Below are 23,307 nucleotides of genomic sequence, written 5' to 3'. Positions count from 1 at the left end.
CCTCTCCCGCCGTCTCCGCGTCGCATCCTGCGGCCGTTGCGCGCACCATTCTCATACAGATGTCTGACGCGGGTGCCCCCGGCGGCAGACATCTGTTGATAGCCCGTGGGCCGGGCACTGCCTAGGTTGCGGATAACTGAGTTCTTCCTGGTATCCGGAGGTGAGGTGCCCGTGCTGGGACCCGTGCTTCTCGCGGCCGCGCGCAGCGATGTCATCCGGCGGGCCGTCTCCGCCACCCCGCTCACCCGCCCGGTGGTGGACCGTTTCGTGGCCGGCGAGCGGCTCGACCAGTCGCTGGCGGCGGTACGGGAGCTGGCGGGCGCCGGGCTCGCGGTCACCCTGGACCATCTCGGCGAGGACATCACCGACAAGGCGCAGGTGGTCCGCGCCCGGGACGCCTATCTGGCGCTGCTGGAGGCCCTGCACGCGGAGGGCCTGGGGGAGCGGGCCGAGCTGTCGCTGAAGCTGTCGGCCTTCGGGCTGCGGCTGGCGGGCGGCGGCGAGGAGTTCGCGCACCGCGCGGTGGAGCCGGTGGTGGCGGCCGCCGCCGAGGCCGGGACCATGGTGACCCTCGACATGGAGGACCACACGGCGGTCGACGGCACCCTCAGCGTGCTGGGCGCACTGCGCGGCCGGTTCCCGCGGACCGGTGTGGCCGTGCAGTCCTACCTGTACCGCACCGAGGACGACTGCCGGGCGCTGGCCGCCACCGGCTGCCGGGTGCGGCTGGTCAAGGGCGCCTACCGGGAGCCCGCCTCCGTCGCGTACCAGGACAAGCGGCAGGTGGATCTCGCCTATGTGCGGGCCCTGCGCATCCTGCTGACCGGCGGCGGCCATCCGATGATCGCCACCCATGACCCGCGGCTGATCGCGATCGCCGAGGAGCTGGCGCGGCGGCTGGAGCGCGCCCCCGACAGCTACGAGTTCCAGATGCTGTACGGGATCCGTACCGAGGAGCAACTGCGGCTGGCCCGCGCCGGGCATCTGATGCGGGTGTACGTCCCGTACGGCACCGACTGGTACGGCTACTTCATGCGCCGGCTCGCCGAGCGGCCCGCCAACCTCGGCTTCTTCGCCCGTTCCCTGCTGACCCGGGGCTGAGTGCCCCGCCTCTTTCCGAAGGAGACCCACGGCCATGGACGCTGTGACCCAGGTGCCGCCGCCGGTGAACGAGCCGGTGCACACCTACGCGCCCGGTTCGGCGGAGCGCGCCCGACTGGAGCGCAAGCTCAAGGAGCTGTCCGAGAACCCCGTCGAGCTGCCGATGACCATCAACGGGGTCCGGCGGATGGGCGCGGGGGACCGGTTCGACGTGGTGCAGCCGCACCGGCACCGTGCCCGGCTCGGCACCTACGGCAACGCCACCCGGGCCGACGCGCAGGACGCCATCGACGCCGCGCTGGCGGCGGCCCCCGCCTGGCGGGAGCTGCCCTTCGACGAGCGGGCCGCCGTCTTCCTGAAGGCGGCCGAGCTGCTGTCCGGGCCCTGGCGGGAGACGATCGCGGCCTCCACCATGCTGGGCCAGTCCAAGACGGTGCAGCAGGCGGAGATCGACGCGCCGTGCGAGCTGATCGACTTCTGGCGCTTCAATGTGCACTTCGCCCGCGAGATCCTGGCCGAGCAGCCGCTGGTGCAGCCCAAGGGGCAGTGGAACCGTCTGGACTTCCGCCCGCTGGAGGGCTTCGTCTACGCGATCACGCCCTTCAACTTCACCGCCATCGCGGGCAATCTGCCCACCGCCCCGGCACTGATGGGCAATGTGGTGGTGTGGAAGCCGTCGCCGACCCAGACCCACTCGGCGGTGCTGCTGATGGAACTGCTGGAGGAGGCCGGGCTGCCCCCGGGCGTCATCAACCTGGTGACCGGGGACGGCAAGGAGGTCTCGGAGGTGGCGCTGCCGCACCCGGACCTGGCCGGGGTGCACTTCACCGGCTCGACCGGCACCTTCCAGTACCTGTGGCGGGAGATCGGCACCCACATCGAGCGGTACAAGGGGTACCCGCGGATCGTGGGGGAGACCGGCGGCAAGGACTTCATCGTCGCCCACCCGACCGCCGACCCGGCGGCGCTGAAGACGGCGATCACCCGGGGCGCCTTCGAGTACCAGGGCCAGAAGTGTTCGGCGGCCTCCCGGGCGTACATCCCGCGCTCGCTGTGGGAGGGCGGGCTGCGTGACGCGCTGGCGGCGGAGACCGAGGGCCTGACGATGGGTGACCCGAGTGATCTGTCGAACTTCATGGCCGCCGTCATCGACGAGCGGGCCTTCGCCAAGAACAAGGCGGCGATCGAGCGGGCCAAGGCCGACCCGTCGTGCGAGATCGTGGCGGGCGGCACCTGTGACGACTCGGTCGGCTTCTTCGTGCGGCCCACGGTGCTCACCTGCTCCGACCCGGAGAACGAGGTGTTCACCACGGAGTACTTCGGCCCGATCGTCGCGGTGCACGTGTACGAGGACGACTCCTTCGACGCGATGCTGGAGCAGATGGAGTCGGTGGCCCCGTACGCGCTGACCGGCGCGGTGCTGGCCAGGGACCGGGCGGTGGCCGCCGCGGCGAGCGAGAAACTGCGGTTCGCGGCCGGCAACTTCTATCTGAACGACCGGCCCACCGGGTCGGTCGTGGGGCAGCAGCCGTTCGGCGGGGCCCGGGCCTCGGGCACCAATGACAAGGCCGGCTCGAAGTTCAACCTGCTGCGCTGGACCTCGCCGCGCTCGCTGAAGGAGACCCAGGTTCCGGCGACCGACTACCGCTACCCCCACATGGGCTGACCGGTCGGGAGCGGTCGGGAAACGATCGGCAACGGCCTCGGTGCGCACGGAAAGTGCGTGCCGGGGCCGTTCTCGTCTCACATACTAGGACGGTCGAGTATCTGGCGAGACATCACTGCTGAAGGCCGCTACTTTTGTAGAAGCCGACAGTGACGCTCCATCCAGCGTGCGGCGGTCGCGGCCAGGTGCAGCAGCGCGGGTGACCCCCGCCGCGCCGGCCCCACCCCCTGTGGCAGCCCTCGCCGTACCCCCACTCCCTGGAGCCGATCCGCCATGGACGACACGCTCACCGTGCCCGCAGCCGAGCAGACCGCGCGGCGCACCCCCCGCGTCCCGCGCACCTCCTCCTCCGTCGCCGTCCGCGACGACGCGTCCCGGCGGTTCGCCGCCGACGCGCTCCAGCGCGCCCTGGACCGCCGGGACAACGGCGGCGCCCCGGCCGCCGCCCACTGATCCCACCGGGGCGCGCGTTCCCCCCGGCCGCTGTCCGGATCGTGGACGCCGTACGTCCGCTCCCCGGACCCGACGTAAGGTCCCCTCCATGGCGCGCAGCATCGATCTCGCAGTGATCCCCGGCGACGGCATCGGCCCCGAGGTGGTGGCCCAGGGCCTCAAGGTCCTCGCGGCAGCCCTCCCCTCCGACGTCAAGCTGGAGACCACCACCTACGATCTGGGCGCCAAGCGCTGGCACGCCACCGGGGAGACCCTCCCCGACGCGGAACTGGAGCGGCTGCGCGGCCACGACGCCATCCTGCTCGGCGCCATCGGCGACCCGGGCGTCCCCTCCGGGGTGCTGGAGCGCGGCCTGCTGCTGAAGCTGCGCTTCGCGTTCGACCACTACGTGAACCTGCGCCCCTCCGTCCTGCTGCCGAACACCACGACCCCGCTGGCCGGGAACCCGGCCATCGACTTCCTCGTCGTGCGCGAGGGCACCGAGGGCCCGTACGTCGGCAACGGCGGCTCGATGCGCACCGGCACGCCCGCCGAGGTGGCCACCGAGGTCTCCATCAACACGGCCTACGGCGTCGAGCGCGTGGTCCGTGACGCCTTCGAGCGCGCCGCCGCCCGCCCGGCGAAGAAGCTGACCCTGGTCCACAAGAACAACGTCCTGGTGCACGCCGGCCACCTGTGGAAGAACACGGTGGACCGCGTCGCCCAGGAGTACCCGCAGGTCGCCACCGACTACCTGCACGTCGACGCCGCGACGATCTTCTTCGTCACGCAGCCCGAGCGCTTCGACGTCATCGTCACCGACAACCTCTTCGGCGACATCCTCACCGACCTCGCCGCCGCCATCACCGGCGGCATCGGGCTCGCCGCCTCCGGGAACATCAACCCCACCGGCGCCTTCCCCTCGATGTTCGAGCCGGTGCACGGCTCCGCGCCCGACATCGCGGGCACCGGCAAGGCGGACCCCACCGCCACCGTGCTCTCCGTCGCCCTGCTGCTGCGCCACCTCGGCCACGAGGAGCAAGCCGCCCGGATCGAGGCCGCCGTGACCGCCGACCTGGCGGAGCGCGACGGCACACCGCGTGACACCGACACCATCGGGGACGCCCTCGCGGTACGCGTAGCCGGTTCCGTAACCGGCTAGCCCGCGGCACCGCTCACGCCACACGCACCCCCACCGCCGCCGGGCACACATTCTGCCCGGCGGCTGGGCTTACCCGCCGCTGGGTGCCACCATCACCATCAGGACCGCCTCCCGTGCGCATGCCGAACCTCCCCGCGCGATAATCGGACGCGGGGCCGAACTGTCTCCCGATGCTCGGACTTCCTAGTACCGCGTTCATCGGGGGGACGGGCCGGCGGTCCGCCACATCACTCAGCGAAGGACGCGCTCACCATGACGACGCCGCCGATCGAATTCGACCTCAAGCCCTCCGCCGCGCCGCTGGCGGACGCGGAGCGCGAGGCCCTGCTCGCCGCTCCCGGCTTCGGCCGTTACTTCACCGACCACATGGTCACCATCAAGTGGAGCAAGGGCCGGGGCTGGTACGACGCGCAGCTCACCCCGTACGCGCCCTTCCAGCTCGACCCGGCGAACAAGACGCTGCACTACGGGCAGGCGATCTTCGAAGGGCTCAAGGCCTACCGGCAGCCCGACGGCTCCATCGGGGTCTTCCGCCCCGACGCCAACGCCCGCCGCTTCCAGGACTCGGCCCGCCGCATGGCGATGCCCGAACTGCCGGTGGACACCTTCATCAAGGCCATCGACCTGCTGCTGGCCCACGACAGCGCCTGGGTGCCCGCGCACGGCGGCGAGGAGTCGCTGTACCTGCGGCCCTTCCTGTTCGCCACCGAGTCCGGCCTGGGCATCAACGAGCCGGCCGGTGAATACCTCTTCGTGCTCATCGCCTCCCCGGCCGGCGCCTACTTCCCGCGCGGCGTCAAGCCGGTCTCGGTGTGGCTGTCCAAGGAGTACGTGCGCGCCGCCCCCGGCGGCACCGGCGCGGCGAAGTTCGCCGGGAACTACGCGGCCTCCTTCCTCGCCCAGGCGGAGGCCGTCGAGCACGGCTGCGACCAGGTGGTGTGGCTGGACGCGGTCGAACGCCGCTGGGTCGAGGAGATGGGCGGCATGAACCTGTACTTCGTGCGCGGCTCGGGCGAGGACGCCACCGTGGTCACCCCGGAGCTGACCGGCACCCTGCTGCCCGGCATCGTCCGTGACTCGCTGCTGACCATCGCCGCCGACCTCGGCTACACCACGGGCGAGACCAGGATCACCACCGAGGACTGGGAGCGCGACTGCGCGGACGGCTCGCTGACCGAGACCTTCGCCTGCGGCACCGCCGCGGTGATCACCCCGGTCGGCTCCGTGAAGTCCTCCGACGCCGCCTGGACGGTCGGCGACGGGCAGCCGGGCCCGGTCACCCTGCGGCTGCGTGAGGCGCTGCTGTCCGTCCAGCGGGGTCAGGCCCCCGACCCGCACGGCTGGATGCACCGGGTCGGCTGACCCCCCCGTACCCCCGCCGCGCCGGTACGGTGCGGGCCCCCGGCCCGTACCGCACCGGCGCGGTACGGGCCGGGGCCGGGCATGGGCATACCGCCCGACTATCGTCCGAATCGTGAGACGCACCCGTCGGTGCGGACATCCTGTGCCACACTGGCCACGTGCTCTCGTTCGCCATGATTATGGGTGACGAGCGCGCCGGTCCGCAGTGATCGCCGCCCCACCCCACCCCGGGTGACGCGGCCACCGTGCCTCGACCCGCGCGCAGACCTCTCGCATCCGCGAGGGGTTTTTTCGTTTTCCGGCCCCACCACGGCCGGACGGGAGCAGGGCAGTGGAGCCGACCACAACCGCACCCTCCGCAGGAGCCAGCCACCATGACCGCACCGGACACCTCCGCCGCACCCGATGACGGCTTCCACGTCTTCGACACCACCCTGCGCGACGGCGCCCAGCGCGAAGGAATCAACCTGACCGTCGCCGACAAGCTGGCCATCGCCCGGCACCTCGACGACTTCGGCGTCGGCTTCATCGAGGGCGGCTGGCCCGGCGCCAACCCCCGCGACACCGAGTTCTTCCGCCGCGCCCGCGAGCTGCCCTGGCGCCACGCCCAGCTGGTCGCCTTCGGCGCCACCCGCAAGGCGGGCACCACCGCCGCCGAGGACCCCCAGGTACGCGCCCTGCTGGACTCCGGCGCCCCCGTCATCACCCTGGTCGCCAAGTCCCACGACCGGCACGTGGAACTCGCCCTGCGCACCACCCCCGACGAGAACCTCGCCATGATCGCCGACACGGTGCGCCACCTGCGCGCCGCCGGCCGCCGGGTCTTCGTCGACTGCGAGCACTTCTTCGACGGCTACGGCGACAACCCCGGCTACGCCCTGGAGGTCGTGCGCACCGCCGCCACGGCCGGCGCCGACGTCGTCATCCTGTGCGACACCAACGGCGGCATGCTCCCCGCCCAGGTGCAGGCCACCGTCCGCACCGTCGTCGCCGACACCGGCGCCCGCATCGGTATCCACGCCCAGGACGACACCGGCTGCGCCGTCGCCAACACCCTGGCCGCCGTGGACGCCGGCGCCACACACGTCCAGTGCACCGCCAACGGCTACGGCGAACGTGTCGGCAACGCCAACCTCTTCCCGGTGGTCGCCGCCCTGGAGCTGAAGTACGGCAAGCGGGTGCTGCCGCCCGGCGCGCTCCAGGAGATGACCCGCATCTCGCACGCCATCGCCGAGGTTGTCAACCTCACCCCCAGCACCCACCAGCCGTACGTGGGCCTGTCCGCCTTCGCCCACAAGGCGGGCCTGCACGCCTCCGCGATCAAGGTGGACCCCGACCTCTACCAGCACATCGACCCGGAGCTGGTCGGCAACTCCATGCGGATGCTCGTCTCCGACATGGCGGGCCGCGCCTCCATCGAGCTCAAGGGCCGCGAACTGGGCTACGACCTGGAGGGCGACCGCGAGCTGGTGGGCCGGATCGTCGCCCGGGTCAAGGAGCAGGAGCTCAAGGGCTACACGTACGAGGCCGCCGACGCCTCCTTCGAGCTGCTGCTGCGCGACGAGGTCACCGGCCGCGCCTCCCGCTTCTTCCGGCTGGAGTCCTGGCGCGCCATCACCGACCAGCGCCCGGACGGCACCGTCGACAACGAGGCCACCGTCAAGCTGTGGGCCAAGGGCGAGCGGGTGGTCGCCACCGGCGAGGGCAACGGGCCCGTCAACGCCCTGGACCGCGCGCTGCGCGGCGGCCTGGAACGTACCTTCCCCGAGCTGGCCAGGCTCCAGCTGGTGGACTACAAGGTCCGTATCCTGGCCGGGCGCTCCGGCACCCACTCCACCACCCGGGTGCTCATCACCACCGGGGACGGCACGAGCGAGTGGTCCACGGTGGGGGTGGCGGACAACGTCATCGCCGCCTCGTGGCAGGCGCTGGAGGATGCCTACACGTACGGTCTGCTGCGGGCCGGGCTGCGGCCGACGGACTGAGCCGGGCCGGGGGGAGCGAGCGGAATTATAGGATTCCTCTAGTTCCCCCCGGGTCTACTGTGTTACTTCGCTGCACCTTTACCTCGTAACCCGGTGGTTCTGTACAGGACGACCACGAAATGGCGGCGGAGACTGTACGGATCTGACGAGAGCGTTCGCTCCTGGCGTTTCATAGGGTCTATACATGACCGATGAGTCCCTGACGACCGTGGCCGCCCCCGACGCGCGGGGGCGCGTTGCGGAGCTGCGCGCCATCCGCGAAGAGATCGGCCGCGGTCCCAGTGAGAAGGCGACCGCGGCCCAGCACGCCAAGGGCAAGCTGACCGCCCGGGAGCGGATCGAGCTGCTGCTGGACGAAGGCTCCTTCCAGGAGGTCGAAGGGCTGCGCCGGCACCGTGCCACCGGCTTCGGCCTGGAGACCAAGCGCCCCTACACCGACGGTGTGATCACCGGCTGGGGCACCGTGCACGGCCGTACCGTCTTTGTCTACGCGCACGATTTCCGGATCTTCGGCGGGGCGCTGGGAGAGGCCCACGCCCAGAAGATCCACAAGATCATGGACATGGCCATCGCGGCCGGTGCCCCGCTGGTCTCCCTCAACGACGGTGCGGGCGCCCGCATCCAGGAGGGCGTCTCGGCGCTGGCCGGCTACGGCGGGATCTTCCAGCGCAACACCAAGGCGTCCGGCGTCATCCCGCAGATCTCCGTCATGCTCGGCCCCTGCGCGGGCGGCGCCGCCTACAGCCCGGCCCTGACCGACTTCGTGTTCATGGTCCGCGAGACCTCGCAGATGTTCATCACCGGCCCCGACGTGGTCAAGGCCGTCACCGGCGAGGAGATCACCCAGAACGGTCTTGGCGGCGCCGATGTGCACGCCGAGACCTCCGGGGTGGCGCACTTCGCCTACGACGACGAGGAGTCGTGCCTGGAGGAGGTGCGCTTCCTGCTGTCGCTGCTGCCCTCCAACAACCGCGAGAACCCGCCCACCGCCGAGACCGAGGACCCGGCCGACCGCTCCGGCGACGCGCTGCTGGACCTGGTCCCGGCGGACGGCAACCGCCCGTACGACATGCGCGCCGTCATCGAGGAACTCGTCGACGACGGGGAGTTCCTCGAGGTCCACGAGCGCTGGGCCACCAACATCATCTGCGCGCTGGGCCGGCTCGGCGGCCAGGTGGTCGGCATCGTGGCCAACCAGCCGCAGTCGCTCGCCGGGGTGCTGGACATCCACGCCTCCGAGAAGGCCGCCCGCTTCGTCCAGCTGTGCGACGCCTTCAACATCCCGATCGTCACCCTGCTCGACGTCCCCGGCTTCCTGCCCGGCGTGGACCAGGAGCACGGCGGCATCATCCGGCACGGCGCCAAGCTGCTGTACGCCTACTGCAACGCGACCGTGCCGCGGATCTCCGTGGTGCTGCGCAAGGCGTACGGCGGTGCCTACATCGTGATGGACTCCCAGACCATCGGTGCCGACCTCACCTACGCCTGGCCGACCAACGAGATCGCGGTCATGGGCGCGGAGGGCGCGGCCAATGTGATCTTCCGCCGCCAGATCGCCGCCGCCGAGGACCCCGAGGCCACCCGGGCGCGGCTGGTGAAGGAGTACAAGACCGAGCTGATGCACCCGTACTACGCGGCCGAGCGCGGTCTGGTGCACGACGTGATCGACCCCGCCGAGACCCGCGCGGTGCTGATCCAGTCCCTGGCGATGCTGCGCACCAAGCACGCCGACCTGCCGTCCCGCAAGCACGGCAACCCGCCCCAGTGACGTCAGTGACGACCGAGGAGACACCGCAGATGAGCACGGAGACGGACACCAAGCTGGTCCGCGTGGAGAAGGGCGCCGCCAGCGACGAGGAACTGGCGGCGGTGACCGCGCTGCTGATCGCCCGGGCGGCCCAGAGCCCGTCGGCCGGTGCCGGGCACGCGGCCGGTGGCCGCAGCACGGCCGGCTGGCGCCGGCTGGAGCGCACCCCGGGCTTCCGGGCGCCGCACAGCTGGCAGGGCTGACCGCGCGGGGCGGGCGGCGGCAGCCGGCCGTGCGGCCGTACGCCGCCCGTGCTGCCGCGGGTACGTCACAGGGCGGGCCGGACACCGATGCACGGTGTCCGGCCCGCCCTGCTGTGTGCGGCGTAGGGGGTGACCGGGCGTCAGCTCGCGTCCGGCAGCTTCATCAGGATGGTGCGGCGCGGGTTGGCGGTCTGCCCCGGCAGTTCCTCCGAGAGCGTGTACGTGACCGGGGCCGGTGCCAGTTCCTGCGCGTCCCGCAGATGTGCGAGGGTGGTGCGCCGGGGGTTGGCGGTGGAGCGGACGCTCAGGGTGCTCTTCACGGAGGATCTGCCTTAGGTAGAGCTGCTGCTTGTAAAGCCTGACACTAGGTGCCGTATACCCCGCGAGCGTTCCTTATCGGCCAGCACCCTCATGTGATTTTCCTCACGAGCGGCGGGGCAAAAGCCGCATAGGGGACGGGAATCTGACGGTATGAAAGGGGGACATGGCGGATGAAACCGTATGTAGTACCTCGGTTGGCGCACCCTCTGGTGTATCGATTCGATGGCGATGGTGTGGAGAAAAGTCCGCTATGCCTGCTCCCCGCTTCCACGGCAGGTAGTGAGGCGCGTGCGGAGCGTCATACATGTCACGGGACCATTCCGGGCCCTTGTTGGAGATCGGCCACTGTGCTGGAATTCCACGGACCGCCGCGTGACACGAGCTCATGTGCAGGGCGCGCCCCAAGCGTCACGTGCTGGCTGAACACCGGACACGCCGGTTACCGACGACGACGACCGCCGGGGGGTCGTATGCCCCTGGCTCGATACCGTCACGCCGCATCGCGGCGCGACGCCTGGTCCAGAGGTTGCGACGCATAGTGCAGGGACGTTTCAAGAGGGAAGGCAGCGCTGCGGGAGAACCGGAGCAGGGTGGTGCCACGCAGCGTGGCTCCTCCGGCGGACCTGCCTCCAGCGGCGACCCGGCGCGGAACGCGCCCGGTTCCGGGGAGGCCCCGGCCGACCGGAGTACCGCCCAGAACGACCCCACGGCCGCTGCCGAGGCGAGACCCAGCCGGGCGGGTTCCCGGCTGGCGCTGCGCAACTGGCGCATCAGCACCCGACTGGTCTCCCTGATCGCTCTCCCCGTGATGGCCGCCACCGTGCTGGGCGGCCTGCGTATCCAGTCCTCGATGGACGACATCGAGCAGCTGGACACGATGCAGCTGCTCACGGACATGACCCAGCAGGCGACCCTGCTGGCCGCCGCCCTCCAGGAGGAGCGCGACCGCTCGGCCGGCCCGCTGGTGGCGGGCATGAGCGCCAAGAGCGACGAGATCGCGACCGCCCGGGAGCGGACGGACGACGCGCGGGGCGCGTTCAGTGACGCCACCAACGCGATCACGGCCGACGACGACGTCATGCGAGGGGTCCAGGCCACCGTCCTGGACATCAGCCGGCAGCTGACCGGCATCAAGGAGATCCGGGACGAGGCGTACGCCGACCCGGACTACGTCTCGCAGACGATCATGCGCTACAACGACCTGATCGAGGCGCTGCTCTCGCTCTCGCAGGACATGGCGCAGGCCACCAGCAACAGCGAGATGATCCGCTCCACCCGCGCCCTGGCCACCTTCTCGGCGGCCAAGGAACACGCCTCCATCCAGCGCGCCGTCATCACCGCGGGCCTCGCCCGCGGCGAACGCGACGGCGACGAGATGGGCCTGTCACCCAGTGACTGGCGGTACGGCAAGACCCACGCGGCCAGTGAGGCGGCCTCGCTCAACAGCTTCACCCAGATCTACGGCAACGACCTCGGCGCCAGCGGCCTGCTCGACCCCCTCGAGGGCGGCATCGTCAACGTCGTCTCGGCCGACACCTACCGCGACATGGTCTTCGCGTCGCTGGACGGCATCCAGCGCCAGGACCGCTCCTACCGTGACTGGTTCGACCAGGACCGCACCAAGATCGACGCGATGAACGCGATCGAGCGGACCCTGATCACCGAGATGGAGGAGCAGGCCCGCGACCTGCGCGACGAGGCCCAGCAGGAGGCCATCCTCAACGGCGCCATCGTGGTGCTGGTGCTCGGCATCTCCCTGGTCGGTGCCTTCGTGGTGGCCCGCTCCATGGTCCGCTCGCTGCGCCGCCTCCAGGACACGGCCCAGGAGGTCGCCCACAAGCGACTGCCCGAGGTCGTGCGCCAGATGTCCGAGGCGGAGCCCGAGGACGTCGACACCTCCGTGCAGTCGGTCGGTGTGCACACCCGGGACGAGATCGGCCGGGTGGCCGAGGCGTTCGACGACGTGCACCGCGAAGCCGTCCGGCTGGCCGGTGAACAGGCCCTGCTGCGGGGGAACGTCAACGCGATGTTCACCAACCTCTCGCGGCGCAGCCAGGGCCTCATCCAGCGTCAGCTGTCGCTCATCTCCGAACTGGAGTCCCGCGAGGCCGACCCCGACCAGCTGTCCTCGCTGTTCAAACTCGACCACCTCGCCACCCGCATGCGCCGCAACGGCGAGAACCTGCTGGTTCTCGCCGGTGAGGAGCCGGGCCGCCGCTGGACGCGGCCGGTGCCGCTGGTGGACGTGCTGCGCGCCGCGGCCTCCGAGGTGGAGCAGTACGAGCGCATCGAGCTGAGCGCCGTACCGAAGACGGACGTGGCCGGCCGGGTCGTCAACGACCTCGTGCACCTGCTCGCCGAGCTGCTGGAGAACGCCACTTCCTTCTCCTCGCCGCAGACCAAGGTCAAGGTCACCGGTCACGCGCTGCCCGACGGCCGGGTGCTCGTGGAGATCCACGACACCGGCATCGGACTCTCCCCCGAGGACCTGGCCGAGATCAACGACCGGCTGGCCAACCCGCCCACCGTCGATGTCTCCGTCTCGCGCCGGATGGGCCTGTTCGTGGTCGGCCGCCTGTCCCTGCGGCACGGCATCCGCATCCAGCTGCGTCCCTCCGACTCGGGCGGCACCACCGCGCTGGTGATGCTGCCGGCCGAGGTGGCCCAGGGCGCCGGGCGCGGTCCGCGTCCGGGGCAGGGCGGCGCGGGCATGCCGGGAAGCGGCATGCCGGGCGGCGCCGCCGGTGCGCCCGCCGCGGCACCTCCCACCACCACCGTGCAGCGGGAGACCTCGCCCGGACGTCCCGGCGGGCCGCAGACCCCCGGTGGTCGCGGGCGCGGGCTGGCGAACCTGGGCAAGGGCCCCTCCGCCTCGCGCGGCCAGGTGTCCGGCGGCCAGGAACGCCCCGCGCTGCCGCCCCGGCCCGGCAACACCTCCTTCCCCACCACCGGTTCCGGCTCCCCGGCGGCCCCGGCGAACCCGGCCGCGTCCGAGCCGGGGCGTGACCCGCTGACCGGCGCTCCCGGCGACGGCGCGCCCGACCGCTCGGGCCGGCCGAGCTGGGCCAGCCGGGTCGAGGACAGCGGCCGAATACCCGTGGTCGGCGACCCGGGTGAGGGACCGCGCGGGCACGAGGAGCCGGACACCGGCGAGTACGCCCGCCCCGGTTTCACCGGCGCGAGCGGCCCCGCGCCGCGCCCGGCCGCTCCTTCCGGCGGCTCCCAGCAGTTCGACGCCTTCGGCGACACCGGCGAGTTCCGCTCGCCCACCGCCCAGGGCCCCGGTTCGGGCCGCCCCGGCGCGGGATACCCCGCCGATACGGCCGAGTTCCCCGCGGTGGGCGGCCAGGACTTCGGTGCGGGCCGGCCCGGTGCCGGCCGGCAGGGCCCCGGTGACTACCCGGGCACCGGCGAGTTCCCGGCGATCGGCCAGAACCAGGGCCAGGGTCACAGCCAGGGCCAGGGCCAGGGCCGACAGGAGGCCGGCTCCGGCGGCTACCCGTCCGGCCCCGCTGACACCGGCGCCTTCCCCGCACTGGGGCAAGGACCCGACCAGGGCCGCCAGGGCTTCCCCGCCGACACCGGCGCCTTCCCCGTGGTGGGTCCCGGATCCGGCGGCTACCCGGACGGGACCGGGGAGTTCCCGGCCCTGGGCCAGGACCAGGGCCCCGCGGGATACCCCGCCGACACCGGCGCCTTCCCCGCCTTCGGCACGCAGGCGCCCAGCGCCCGGCCCGAGCGGTACGAGCCGCAGCAGCCGGCGCAGCCGGCCGCGTTCACCGACCCGCTGCCCACCGGTGGCCCCGCGACCTCGGAACGCACTCCGATCTTCGAGGAGATGGAGTCCACCTGGTTCGGGACCCGGCGGGTGGCACCTCCGGCGCCCGCGGCCCCCGCGGCGCCCGCCGCGCCGGAACCGGCCGCGGGCCCCGCGCCCGCCACCGGATCGGGGCTGCCGGTACGCGGCCAGAGCACGCCGCGTACCGAACCGGAAGCCGCACCGGGCGGCGGTGGCTTCGGCGCCGCGCCGCGCGACGACTTCCCCCGTACCGAACCGGCCGCCGCGACGCCGGGCGCCTCGCCCAACTGGCGGCCCTCACCCAACGACGAGCTCGGGCGTCAGGCCGGGCAACTGCGTCAGCCGAGCGCCGGCGGGGTGACCACCTCGGGTCTGCCCCGGCGGGTGCCGCGCGCCAATCTGGTGGCGGGCGCCGCTCAGCAGTCGCAGCAGCAGGCCGCCCCGACCGGCCCGCAGGTCTCCCGCGCACCGGACGCAGTCCGGGGCCGGCTGACCAATCTCCGCCGGGGAATTCAGCAGGGGCGCCAGGCCAATTCCACGGCCGGCCGGACCGATCGGGGCTCCGGCCCCAGATACCAGTAGGAGCGTTAGTGTGAGCCCGATGAGCCAGGCGGCGCAGAACCTGAACTGGTTGATCACCAACTTTGTGGAGAACACTCCTGGGGTGTCGCATACGGTGGTGGTGTCGGCTGACGGTCTTCTGCTGGCGTTGTCCGAGGGTTTTCCCCGGGATCGTGCGGATCAGTTGGCTGCGGTGGCGTCGGGGTTGACGTCGTTGACGGCTGGTGCGTCGCGGATCTTCGAGGGTGGTGCGGTGAATCAGACGGTGGTGGAGATGGAGCGTGGTTTCCTCTTCATCATGTCGATCTCGGATGGTTCGTCGTTGGCGGTGCTGGCGCATCCGGATGCCGATATCGGTCTGGTGGGGTATGAGATGGCCCTTCTCGTCGACCGCGCCGGTACCGTACTGACCCCCGCGCTCCGGGCCGAATTGCAGGGCAACCTGCTCAACTGATTCCCAGCTCCCCCCGCATGAGCACCACCACCCGCATGACCGACCTCATGTCCCGCTCGGAGGAGCCATGAATACGCCACCCTCGCAGGGCGCCTACGGCGCAGGCCATCAGCCCTACGGTCACCATGACGACAGCGATCAGCCGCTGGTGCGTCCGTACGCCATGACGGGTGGCCGGACCAGGCCGCGTTATCAGCTGGCGATCGAGGCGCTGGTGTCCACCAGCGCCGAACCGATGCAGCTCTCCGGGCTGTTGCCCGAGCACCAGCGGATCTGCCAGCTGTGCATGGAGGTCAAGTCGGTGGCCGAGGTCTCGGCCCTGCTCTCGATGCCGCTGGGTGTGGCGCGCATTCTGGTGGCCGATCTCGCGGAGGCCGGCCTCATCGCGATTCACCAGCCCGACCAGGGCGAATCGGGTGGTCAGCCTGATGTGACACTGCTCGAAAGGGTGCTCAGTGGACTTCGCAAGCTCTAGCGGTGCGGGCCGTTCGGCTCCTTCCCGTTCCACTACTTCTGCGAAGATTGTGGTCGCGGGTGGGTTTGGTGTGGGGAAGACCACGTTTGTCGGTGCCGTGTCGGAGATCAATCCGCTGCGTACCGAGGCCGTGATGACGTCCGCGTCCGCCGGTATTGATGATCTGACGCATACCGGTGGTAAGACGACCACGACGGTGGCGATGGACTTCGGTCGTATCACCTTGGATCAGGATCTGATTCTGTATCTCTTCGGTACGCCGGGGCAGGATCGTTTCTGGTTCATGTGGGACGACTTGGTGCGTGGTGCCATTGGTGCGGTGGTGCTGGTGGATACGCGTCGGTTGGCGGATTGTTTTCCGGCGGTGGATTACTTCGAGAACAGTGGTCTGCCGTTCGTGATCGCGTTGAACGGGTTCGACGGGCATCAGCCGTATTCTCCGGAGGAGGTGCGGGAGGCGTTGCAGATCGGTCCGGACGCTCCGATCATCGTGACGGACGCGCGGCATCGTGCGGAGGCGAAGTCGGCGTTGATCACTCTCGTCGAACACGCCCTCATGGCCCGCCTGGGCTGAGCCGGGCCCTCCGAAGGCCCGTGCCGCACTGTGGCATTGAACACGTCGTCTCCCCAAGTCGATCACGATTCCGCACACCTTGCGCGCATGGTCTGCACGGGCAGCGAGCGGGCTGCTCCAGGCCGTGCCCGGGTTTCGTGCGGCTATGTCGCTTCTTGCTCCACCGTGACCTGAATGTCCATCCCGCCCGGCGTCCGGATCCACCGGCCCGGGGGGATTGGAAAGTGCCCCCACAACGTGCTGGAATCCACAGCGACTCCGCAGTCGTGGCGGCCATCCGGACGGTGTGCCGATGCCGAGAGGTGAGAGGCCAGTGAGGCGCAGCAGAGCGACGCCCCCGTTTCCGAATCCGCCGGACGCCCCGGGCATGTCAGGGCGCGGCAACTTCACGCCGCCCACCGCCGGCGCACCCTCCGGCGGGGGAGAGGCGCCCGAGCAGGGCGAGGGCGGGGAGCCCGGCCGCGGCGGCAGCCGCTTCGCGCCCCGCAACTGGCGGGTGGCCACGCGGCTGAACGCCATCCTGCTCATCCCCGCGCTGCTCGCCCTGATCTTCGGCGGCCTGCGTGTCTACGACGCCTATGACACCTGGCAGGAGGCCGACGCCGCCGAGCGCACCGCCGAGCTCGTGCGCGCCGCCGGTGCCTACGCCCACGCCCTCATCGACGAGCGCGACGCGACCGCCCGCCCGCTGCTGGAGGGCCGCCCCGACGATCCGGTCATCGAACGGGCGCGCCGGCTCACCGATGAGGCGGCGGCGGAGTTCCGGGCCCTGGTCCAGGACGCCCCGCGCACGGAGAGCCTCCAGCGCCGCCTCGCCCTGGTGGAGGCCACCGAGCCGACACTGCCGGCCCTGCGCTCGGCCGCGTACGGCGAGGACCTGCCCGGCGTGGAGACGGAGGAGGGGTACATCGCCGTCCAGCACCCCCTGATGTCCTTCGCCAACGAACTGGGTCTTGGCACCGGCAACATCACCTCCTACGGCCGCACCGTCTACGCCATCTCCCTGGCCAAGTCGGCCAGCTCGCTCCAGCGCGCCATCGGCACCCATCTGCTGGTCGACCCCGGCCCCGGCGCCGCGCAGACCCAGCGCCAGCTCACCGCCTTCAGCAGCTACGCCTACCTGGAGAACATCGCCCGCAACGAGTACTCCGCGGCCGGCACCGAGGCGGACGCCGCCCGGCTGACCGAGGTCCTCACCCAGAGCGGCGCGGGAACCGACTCCGAGCTGCAGCGGATGGTCGCGCTCCTCGCCTCCGGCGCGGACGAGTCCGAGCTGGAGGCGGCCGAACTGACCCCGCAGAACTGGTACGCCGCCTCCACCGACCGGTTCGACGCCTACCACACCATCGAGCGCGAGCTGGTGGACACGGCCGTCGGCGAGGCCCGCGACATCGCCTCCACCGCCCGCCGCGACATGATCATCAGCGCCGGCGTCGTGGTGACCGCCCTGCTGCTGGCCTTCGTCATCGCCATGCTGATGGCCCGTTCCATGAGCCGTTCCATGACCCAGCTGCGCTCCGCCGCGCTGAACGTCGCCGAGGACCGGCTGCCCGCCCTGGTCGAACAGCTCTCGCGCACCCAGCCCGGCTCCGTGGACACCCGCGTCGAGCCGCTGCCGATCAGCAGCCGCGACGAGATCGGCGAGGTGTCGCGGGCGTTCGACCACGTGCACCGCGAAGCGGTGCGGCTGGCCGCCGAGCAGGCCCTGCTGCGCGGCAACGTGAACGCGATCTTCACCAACCTCTCCACCCGCAACCAGGGACTGATCGAGCGCCAGCTGGGCCTGATCGGCGAGCTGGAGTCCCGGGAGGCCGACCCGGAGCAGCTGGAGCACCTTTTCAAGCTGGACCACCTGGCCACCCGGATGCGGCGCAACGGCGAGAACCTGCTGGTACTGGCGGGGGAGGAGCCGGGCCGCCGGCTGACCGAGCCGGTGCCGCTGGTGGATGTGCTGCGGGCCGCGGCCTCCGAGGTCGAGTCGTACGCCAGGGTCGACATGTCCGGTGTCCCGGCGAACGACATCCACGGGGCGGTCGTCACCGACCTGGTGCACCTGCTGGCGGAGCTGCTGGAGAACGCCATCACCTTCTCCTCGCCGCAGACCAAGGTGCGGGTGACAGCAACCCGATTGCCCGACGGTCGTATCATGATCGAAATCCATGACAAGGGTATCGGTCTGACCCCGGAGGACTTCGCGGAGATCAACAAGCGACTGGCCGATCCGCCCTCCGTGGACGCGTCGGTCTCCCAGCGCATGGGCCTGTTCGTCGTCGGCCGGCTGGCCGAGCGGCACGGCATCCGCGTCCAGCTACGCCCTTCGGGGGAACGCTCGGGCACCACTTCCCTGGTGATGCTCCCCGAGTCGGTCACCCGGGGCGGGGGCGCCGAACCAGCCGTGGCGGGTGAGGAATTCACCGTTTCCCGGATCGTTACACCGGCACAGGACGCCCACATCACCGAGGCGCAGCGGCAGGCAGGTCTGCGGACCGCCGCCGAGCTGGGCTTTGACGACTCGCGGTACGGGACGCCCGCCGTCGCGCCCGTACCGGCACAACCGGCCCTGCCCCAACTCCCGCAAACCGGTACACAGGCCCCGTACGATCGTGGGTACGAAGGTGGGTACGAGACCCCCCGGACGCCCCCCGTCGAACCGGCGTACGATCAACTCTCGGCGCAGGGAGAGCAGTTCACGGGCTATCCGGCGCCCACAGAATCTCCGCAGGATGGTCCCGCGGGCCCCGGGCAGAGCGTAGGCTTCACTGCACCGGAGCCGGGTACGGCGGAATTCCGTGGTACGACCGGGGCGGGACTGCCTCGTCGCACACCGCCGGGATCGCAGCGGCACGACCACGCCGAAGCGGCTCCGGCGCCGACACCGGCATCCGGGGAGGCGCAGTGGGACCGTGGACCACGCCGCGAGGCGCGGCCCGGTGGCACCACCTCCGCCGGACTTCCCAAGCGGGTGCCCCGGGCGAATCTGACCGAGCACTCGCCGGCGGAGCCGGGGGCGGCCGAGGGGCCGCAGGTGTCCCGTGATCCGGAAGATGTCCGCGGCAGGCTCAGCAACCTGCACCGCGGTGTACGACAGGGCCGGGGCGGCAGTGACCGCACCGGCCGGAACGAACCGCAGGGCCCCGGCCCTGGTAACACATACGATCAGGAGCGTTAGTGTGAGCCCGATGAGCCAGGCGGCGCAGAACCTGAACTGGTTGATCACCAACTTTGTGGAGAACACTCCTGGGGTGTCGCATACGGTGGTGGTGTCGGCTGACGGTCTTCTGCTGGCGTTGTCCGAGGGTTTTCCCCGGGATCGTGCGGATCAGTTGGCTGCGGTGGCGTCGGGGTTGACGTCGTTGACGGCTGGTGCGTCGCGGATCTTCGAGGGTGGTGCGGTGAATCAGACGGTGGTGGAGATGGAGCGTGGTTTCCTCTTCATCATGTCGATCTCGGATGGTTCGTCGTTGGCGGTGCTGGCGCATCCGGATGCCGATATCGGTCTGGTGGGGTATGAGATGGCCCTTCTCGTCGACCGCGCCGGTACCGTACTGACGCCGGATCTGCGTGCCGAGCTCCAGGGCAGCCTGCTCAAGTAGCGGGCTGCTTGTGCGGATTGGGCCCGCGCACCATAAGGTGCGGGGGTGATGGCGAAGCGGTGAGCGCGTTTCGCGCGGGTCGACGAAGGCAGTCGGAGGAGGACACGTGACAACGCCCCCAGGCGGACAGTACGGCAACGACTTTCCGGCGCAGCCGCACAGCGGCGGGCAGTCCGGACGGTTCAACTTCCCCTCGGCGCCCAGCGGCGGTCACCGGCGCGCCGCGCCGGACCATCGCCCGGCGCCGGACCAGCGTGCCGAGGCGGCGCCCCCGCAGCGGCAGCCGCAGCCGCAGCCGCAGCCGCAGCCCGAACAGCCCAGGCGGCGCTCCTTCGACAGTGAGCCCCAGCCGCTGGTGCGTCCGTACGCCATGACGGGCGGCCGGACCAGGCCGCGTTATCAGCTGGCGATCGAGGCGCTGGTGTCCACCAGCGCCGACCCCGCCCAGCTCGGCGGCCAGCTTCCCGAGCACCAGCGGATCTGCCAGCTGTGCTACGAGGTCAAGTCCGTCGCCGAAGTCTCCGCCCTCCTCTCCATTCCTCTCGGTGTCACCCGGATTCTGGTGGCCGATCTGGCTGAGGCTGGGCTTGTCGCGATTCACCAGCCGGGCCATGAGGGGGAGCCCGGCGGTCAGCCTGATGTGACACTGCTCGAAAGGGTGCTCAGTGGACTTCGCAAGCTCTAGCGGTGCGGGCCGTTCGGCTCCTTCCCGTTCCACTACTTCTGCGAAGATTGTGGTCGCGGGTGGGTTTGGTGTGGGGAAGACCACGTTTGTCGGTGCCGTGTCGGAGATCAATCCGCTGCGTACCGAGGCCGTGATGACGTCCGCGTCCGCCGGTATTGATGATCTGACGCACACCGGTGGCAAGACGACCACGACGGTGGCGATGGACTTCGGTCGTATCACCTTGGATCAGGATCTGATTCTGTATCTCTTCGGTACGCCGGGGCAGGATCGTTTCTGGTTCATGTGGGACGACTTGGTGCGTGGTGCCATTGGTGCGGTGGTGCTGGTGGATACGCGTCGATTGGCGGATTGTTTTCCTGCGGTGGATTACTTCGAGAACAGTGGTCTGCCGTTCGTGATCGCGTTGAACGGGTTCGACGGACATCAGCCGTATTCTCCGGAGGAGGTGCGGGAGGCGTTGCAGATCGGTCCGGACGCTCCGATCATCGTGACGGACGCGCGGCATCGTGCGGAGGCGAAGTCGGCGTTGATCACTCTCGTCGAACACGCCCTCATGGCCCGCCTGCGCTGAACCCCGCGCTCACTCACTGCCACGCCCGGTGGTCTCCCCGTGCTGGGGAGACACCGCCGCGTGGCGGTTGGCTAGTCTGAGGACAAAGATCCCAGCAGCCAGTGAAGGGCAACGCAGCCGTGCGCATCGCCAGATTCTCCATCGACGGCACCGTCGGGTTCGGTGTGGTGGAGGGGGAGCCCACCGACGAGGACGGGCTCGTACTCGACATCATCAAGGGCCACCCCTTCGCCGAATTCGAGCGCTCGGGCCACCGGGTTCCGCTCAAGGCGGTCCGGCTGCTGCCGCCCGTACTCCCCAGCAAGGTCGTCGCGATCGGCCGCAACTACGCCGAGCACGCCCGTGAGCTGGGCAACGAGGTCCCGGACGTCCCGGTCGCCTTCTTCAAGCCCTCCACCTCGGTGATCGGCGACGGCGACGCCATCCGGTACCCCTCGATCTCCCGGAACGTCCATCACGAGGCCGAACTGGCCGTGGTCATCGGCCGGATGTGCCGTGACGTGCCGCGCGAACGCGCCAAGGACGTCATCCTCGGCTACACCTGCGCCAACGACGTGACCGCGCGCGACGTCCAGGACCGCGAGAAGCAGTGGGCGCGGGCCAAGGGCTTCGACACCTCCTGCCCGCTCGGCCCCTGGATCGAGACGGATCTGGACCCGGCCGACCTCGCCATCATGTGCACCGTGAACGGCGAACAGCGGCAGCTCGGCCGCACCAGCGAGATGGTCCGTACCGTGGAGGACCTGATCGTGCACATCACCGAGTCGATGACGCTGCTCCCGCAGGACGTCATCCTCACCGGCACCCCGGCCGGCGTCGGCCCGCTGCACGCCGGCGACGAGGTCGCCGTCTCCATCGAAGGCATCGGCACTCTCACCAACAAGGTCGTCAAGGCGTGACTAGTCCCACCACCCCCTCCGTCCGTGTGCGCTTCTGCCCCTCCCCGACGGGCAACCCCCATGTGGGCCTGGTGCGCACCGCCCTGTTCAACTGGGCCTTCGCCCGCCACCACGGCGGCACCATGGTCTTCCGCATCGAGGACACCGACGCGGCCCGTGACTCCGAGGAGTCCTACACGGCGCTGCTGGACTCCCTGCGCTGGCTGGGTCTCGACTGGGACGAGGGCCCCGAAGTGGGCGGCCCGCACGCCCCGTACCGGCAGTCGCAGCGGATGGACCTGTACGCGGATGTCGCGCGCCGGCTGTGCGAGGCGGGGCGGGCGTACCCCTGCTACTGCACCACCGCCGAGCTCGACGAGCGCCGCGAGGCCGCCCGGTCCGCCGGGAAGCACTCCGGGTACGACGGGCACTGCCGCGACCTGAGCGCGGAGCGGGTCGCCGCCTACGAGGCCGAGGGCCGGACCCCGATCATCCGCTTCCGGATGCCGGACGAGCGGATCACCTTCACCGACCTGGTGCGCGGCGAGCTGACCTTCGCGCCCGAGCACGTCTCGGACTACGGCATTGTGCGCGCCAACGGCGCCCCGCTGTACACCCTGGTCAACCCGGTGGACGACGCGCTCATGGAGATCACCCACGTGCTGCGCGGCGAGGACCTGCTGTCCTCGACGCCGCGGCAGATCGCGCTGTACGCGGCGCTGGCCGAGATCGGCGTCGGCTCCGGGCACACCCCCACGTTCGGGCATCTGCCGTACGTCATGGGGGAGGGCAACAAGAAGCTCTCCAAGCGCGACCCGGAGTCCTCGCTCAACCTGTACCGCGAGCGCGGGTTCCTGCCCGAGGGCCTGCTGAACTACCTCTCCCTGCTGGGCTGGTCGATCGCCGAGGACCGGGACATCTTCAGCGTCCAGGAGATGGTGGAGGCCTTCGAGATCGGAGACGTCAACGCCAACCCGGCGCGCTTCGACCTGAAGAAGGCCGAGGCGATCAACGCGGTGCACCTGCGCGAGCTGCCGCAGGCCGCGTTCGTCGAGGCGTGCGCGCCGTGGCTGGCGGCGCCGTACGCGCCGTGGAAGCCCGAGGCGTTCGACCGTGCGGCGTTCGAGGAGCTGGCGCCGCTGGCGCAGACCCGGCTGACGGTGCTCTCCGACATCACGGCCAATGTCGACTTCCTGTTCCTGGACGCCCCGGTGGAGGACGAGAAGTCCTGGCAGAAGGCGATGAAGCCGGGCGCGGAGCAGGTGCTCGCCGCGGCTCGGGACCGGCTGGCGGAGGCCGACTGGAGCTCGGCCGAGTCGCTGAAGGAGGCCGTGCAGACGGCCGGTGAGGCGCACGGGCTGAAGCTGGGCAAGGCGCAGGCGCCGGTTCGGGTGGCGGTCACCGGCCGGACGGTCGGGCTGCCGCTGTTCGAGTCGCTGGTGGTGCTGGGGCGCGAGCGCACGCTGGCGCGCGTCGAGGCGGCGCTGGTCAAGCTCGCCGGCTGAGCGCGGGCTGAGTACGGGCAAGGGCGGTCGGGCCCCGTCGCGGTGTGAGCCGCGGCGGGGCCCGCGCGTGTGCGGCGGCGTGTCCGTCCGCCGCGGTGAGCCGACTCTTCAAAATGCGACATATCGGGTGATGCCGTAGCGTTTTGCCTCGTCAGTATCGCTGACATGGC

19 protein-coding genes are annotated in these 23,307 nt (G+C 70.8%); 18 read left to right on the top strand and 1 reads right to left on the bottom strand.

The genetic code is table 11. From position 1 onward, the window contains the following. The first annotated feature begins 171 nt into the window (after nt 1–171). The 8 genes from H7827_RS06325 to H7827_RS06290 all read left to right on the top strand — a co-directional run bounded on the left by H7827_RS06325 (nt 172) and on the right by H7827_RS06290 (nt 9,718). Complete coding sequence (locus H7827_RS06325; protein ID WP_432743296.1) at nt 172–1,101, top strand: proline dehydrogenase family protein; 930 nt, start codon at nt 172–174, stop codon at nt 1,099–1,101. Between the two features lie 34 nt (nt 1,102–1,135). Continuing rightward, nucleotides 1,136–2,767, top strand: coding sequence for an L-glutamate gamma-semialdehyde dehydrogenase (gene pruA, locus H7827_RS06320; RefSeq protein ID WP_386541413.1), 1,632 nt, complete (start codon nt 1,136–1,138; stop codon nt 2,765–2,767). Nucleotides 2,768–3,040: 273 nt separating this feature from the next. Next, nucleotides 3,041–3,220 (top strand): hypothetical protein, encoded by a 180-nt coding sequence (locus tag H7827_RS06315; RefSeq protein ID WP_030738909.1) that lies wholly within the window; start codon nt 3,041–3,043, stop codon nt 3,218–3,220. Nucleotides 3,221–3,308: 88 nt separating this feature from the next. Next, entirely contained in the window at nt 3,309–4,361 is a 1,053-nt protein-coding gene (locus tag H7827_RS06310) for a 3-isopropylmalate dehydrogenase (RefSeq protein ID WP_200363902.1), read from the top strand. Nucleotides 4,362–4,613: 252 nt separating this feature from the next. Then, nucleotides 4,614–5,723, top strand: a complete 1,110-nt coding sequence (locus H7827_RS06305) for a branched-chain amino acid aminotransferase (RefSeq protein ID WP_386541411.1) — start codon at nt 4,614–4,616, stop codon at nt 5,721–5,723. A 374-nt stretch (nt 5,724–6,097) separates the two neighbouring features. After that, complete coding sequence (gene cimA / locus H7827_RS06300; protein WP_432743292.1) at nt 6,098–7,708, top strand: citramalate synthase; 1,611 nt, start codon at nt 6,098–6,100, stop codon at nt 7,706–7,708. Between the two features lie 184 nt (nt 7,709–7,892). Next, nucleotides 7,893–9,476, top strand: coding sequence for an acyl-CoA carboxylase subunit beta (locus H7827_RS06295; RefSeq protein ID WP_386541408.1), 1,584 nt, complete (start codon nt 7,893–7,895; stop codon nt 9,474–9,476). 29 nt (nt 9,477–9,505) lie between these two features. Continuing rightward, entirely contained in the window at nt 9,506–9,718 is a 213-nt protein-coding gene (locus H7827_RS06290) for an acyl-CoA carboxylase subunit epsilon (RefSeq protein WP_030738921.1), read from the top strand. A gap of 140 nt (nt 9,719–9,858) precedes the next feature. On the opposite strand, the gene H7827_RS06285 is transcribed toward H7827_RS06290, so the two are convergent. Next, complete coding sequence (locus H7827_RS06285; RefSeq protein WP_432743290.1) at nt 9,859–10,038, bottom strand: hypothetical protein; 180 nt, start codon at nt 10,036–10,038, stop codon at nt 9,859–9,861. Between the two features lie 539 nt (nt 10,039–10,577). Here H7827_RS06285 and H7827_RS06280 point away from each other — a divergent pair. The 10 genes from H7827_RS06280 (at nt 10,578) to gltX (ending at nt 23,137) form a co-directional block, all read left to right on the top strand. Further along, on the top strand, nt 10,578–14,420 hold the full coding sequence (locus H7827_RS06280) for a nitrate- and nitrite sensing domain-containing protein (protein ID WP_432743288.1): 3,843 nt from the start codon (nt 10,578–10,580) through the stop codon (nt 14,418–14,420). 19 nt (nt 14,421–14,439) lie between these two features. Then, nucleotides 14,440–14,853: a roadblock/LC7 domain-containing protein gene (locus tag H7827_RS06275; protein ID WP_046724915.1), complete on the top strand. Its 414-nt coding sequence runs from the start codon at nt 14,440–14,442 to the stop codon at nt 14,851–14,853. A 67-nt stretch (nt 14,854–14,920) separates the two neighbouring features. Further along, nucleotides 14,921–15,328 (top strand): DUF742 domain-containing protein, encoded by a 408-nt coding sequence (locus H7827_RS06270; protein WP_200363892.1) that lies wholly within the window; start codon nt 14,921–14,923, stop codon nt 15,326–15,328. Beyond that, nucleotides 15,309–15,902, top strand: coding sequence for a GTP-binding protein (locus tag H7827_RS06265; RefSeq protein WP_046724916.1), 594 nt, complete (start codon nt 15,309–15,311; stop codon nt 15,900–15,902). The genes H7827_RS06270 and H7827_RS06265 overlap by 20 nt, the downstream gene beginning before the upstream one ends. A 367-nt stretch (nt 15,903–16,269) precedes the next feature. Further along, nucleotides 16,270–19,071 (top strand): sensor histidine kinase, encoded by a 2,802-nt coding sequence (locus H7827_RS06260; protein ID WP_432743285.1) that lies wholly within the window; start codon nt 16,270–16,272, stop codon nt 19,069–19,071. 10 nt (nt 19,072–19,081) lie between these two features. Next, nucleotides 19,082–19,495, top strand: coding sequence for a roadblock/LC7 domain-containing protein (locus tag H7827_RS06255; protein ID WP_046725836.1), 414 nt, complete (start codon nt 19,082–19,084; stop codon nt 19,493–19,495). Between the two features lie 106 nt (nt 19,496–19,601). Then, on the top strand, nt 19,602–20,180 hold the full coding sequence (locus H7827_RS06250) for a DUF742 domain-containing protein (protein ID WP_030739466.1): 579 nt from the start codon (nt 19,602–19,604) through the stop codon (nt 20,178–20,180). Then, on the top strand, nt 20,161–20,754 hold the full coding sequence (locus H7827_RS06245; RefSeq protein ID WP_046724918.1) for a GTP-binding protein: 594 nt from the start codon (nt 20,161–20,163) through the stop codon (nt 20,752–20,754). Before H7827_RS06250 ends, H7827_RS06245 begins: the two co-directional genes overlap by 20 nt. A 119-nt stretch (nt 20,755–20,873) precedes the next feature. Continuing rightward, nucleotides 20,874–21,653 (top strand): fumarylacetoacetate hydrolase family protein, encoded by a 780-nt coding sequence (locus tag H7827_RS06240; RefSeq protein WP_432743282.1) that lies wholly within the window; start codon nt 20,874–20,876, stop codon nt 21,651–21,653. Continuing rightward, nucleotides 21,650–23,137 carry a glutamate--tRNA ligase gene (gene gltX, locus H7827_RS06235; RefSeq protein ID WP_432743280.1) on the top strand — a complete coding sequence of 496 codons (1,488 nt, stop codon included), beginning with the start codon at nt 21,650–21,652 and terminating at the stop codon, nt 23,135–23,137. The genes H7827_RS06240 and gltX overlap by 4 nt, the downstream gene beginning before the upstream one ends. Nucleotides 23,138–23,307: the final 170 nt, after the last annotated feature.

Source organism: Streptomyces sp. JH002, assembly GCF_050916115.1.
Taxonomy (GTDB): Bacteria; Actinomycetota; Actinomycetes; order Streptomycetales; family Streptomycetaceae; genus Streptomyces; species Streptomyces xiamenensis.
Note: the sequence above shows the minus strand (reverse complement) of the source record. Positions and strands in the feature narration are given on the sequence as shown.

Excerpts from the sequence above, each read along its gene's own strand:
- pruA (WP_386541413.1), top strand. The coding sequence starts at position 1,136 with ATGGACGCTGTGACCCAGGTGCCGCCGCCGGTGAACGAGCCGGTGCAC.
- H7827_RS06315 (WP_030738909.1), top strand. The coding sequence starts at position 3,041 with ATGGACGACACGCTCACCGTGCCCGCAGCCGAGCAGACCGCGCGGCGC.
- H7827_RS06310 (WP_200363902.1), top strand. The coding sequence starts at position 3,309 with ATGGCGCGCAGCATCGATCTCGCAGTGATCCCCGGCGACGGCATCGGC.
- H7827_RS06305 (WP_386541411.1), top strand. The coding sequence starts at position 4,614 with ATGACGACGCCGCCGATCGAATTCGACCTCAAGCCCTCCGCCGCGCCG.
- cimA (WP_432743292.1), top strand. The coding sequence starts at position 6,098 with ATGACCGCACCGGACACCTCCGCCGCACCCGATGACGGCTTCCACGTC.
- H7827_RS06295 (WP_386541408.1), top strand. The coding sequence starts at position 7,893 with ATGACCGATGAGTCCCTGACGACCGTGGCCGCCCCCGACGCGCGGGGG.
- H7827_RS06290 (WP_030738921.1), top strand. The coding sequence starts at position 9,506 with ATGAGCACGGAGACGGACACCAAGCTGGTCCGCGTGGAGAAGGGCGCC.
- H7827_RS06275 (WP_046724915.1), top strand. The coding sequence starts at position 14,440 with ATGAGCCAGGCGGCGCAGAACCTGAACTGGTTGATCACCAACTTTGTG.
- H7827_RS06270 (WP_200363892.1), top strand. The coding sequence starts at position 14,921 with ATGAATACGCCACCCTCGCAGGGCGCCTACGGCGCAGGCCATCAGCCC.
- H7827_RS06260 (WP_432743285.1), top strand. The coding sequence starts at position 16,270 with ATGTCAGGGCGCGGCAACTTCACGCCGCCCACCGCCGGCGCACCCTCC.
- H7827_RS06255 (WP_046725836.1), top strand. The coding sequence starts at position 19,082 with ATGAGCCAGGCGGCGCAGAACCTGAACTGGTTGATCACCAACTTTGTG.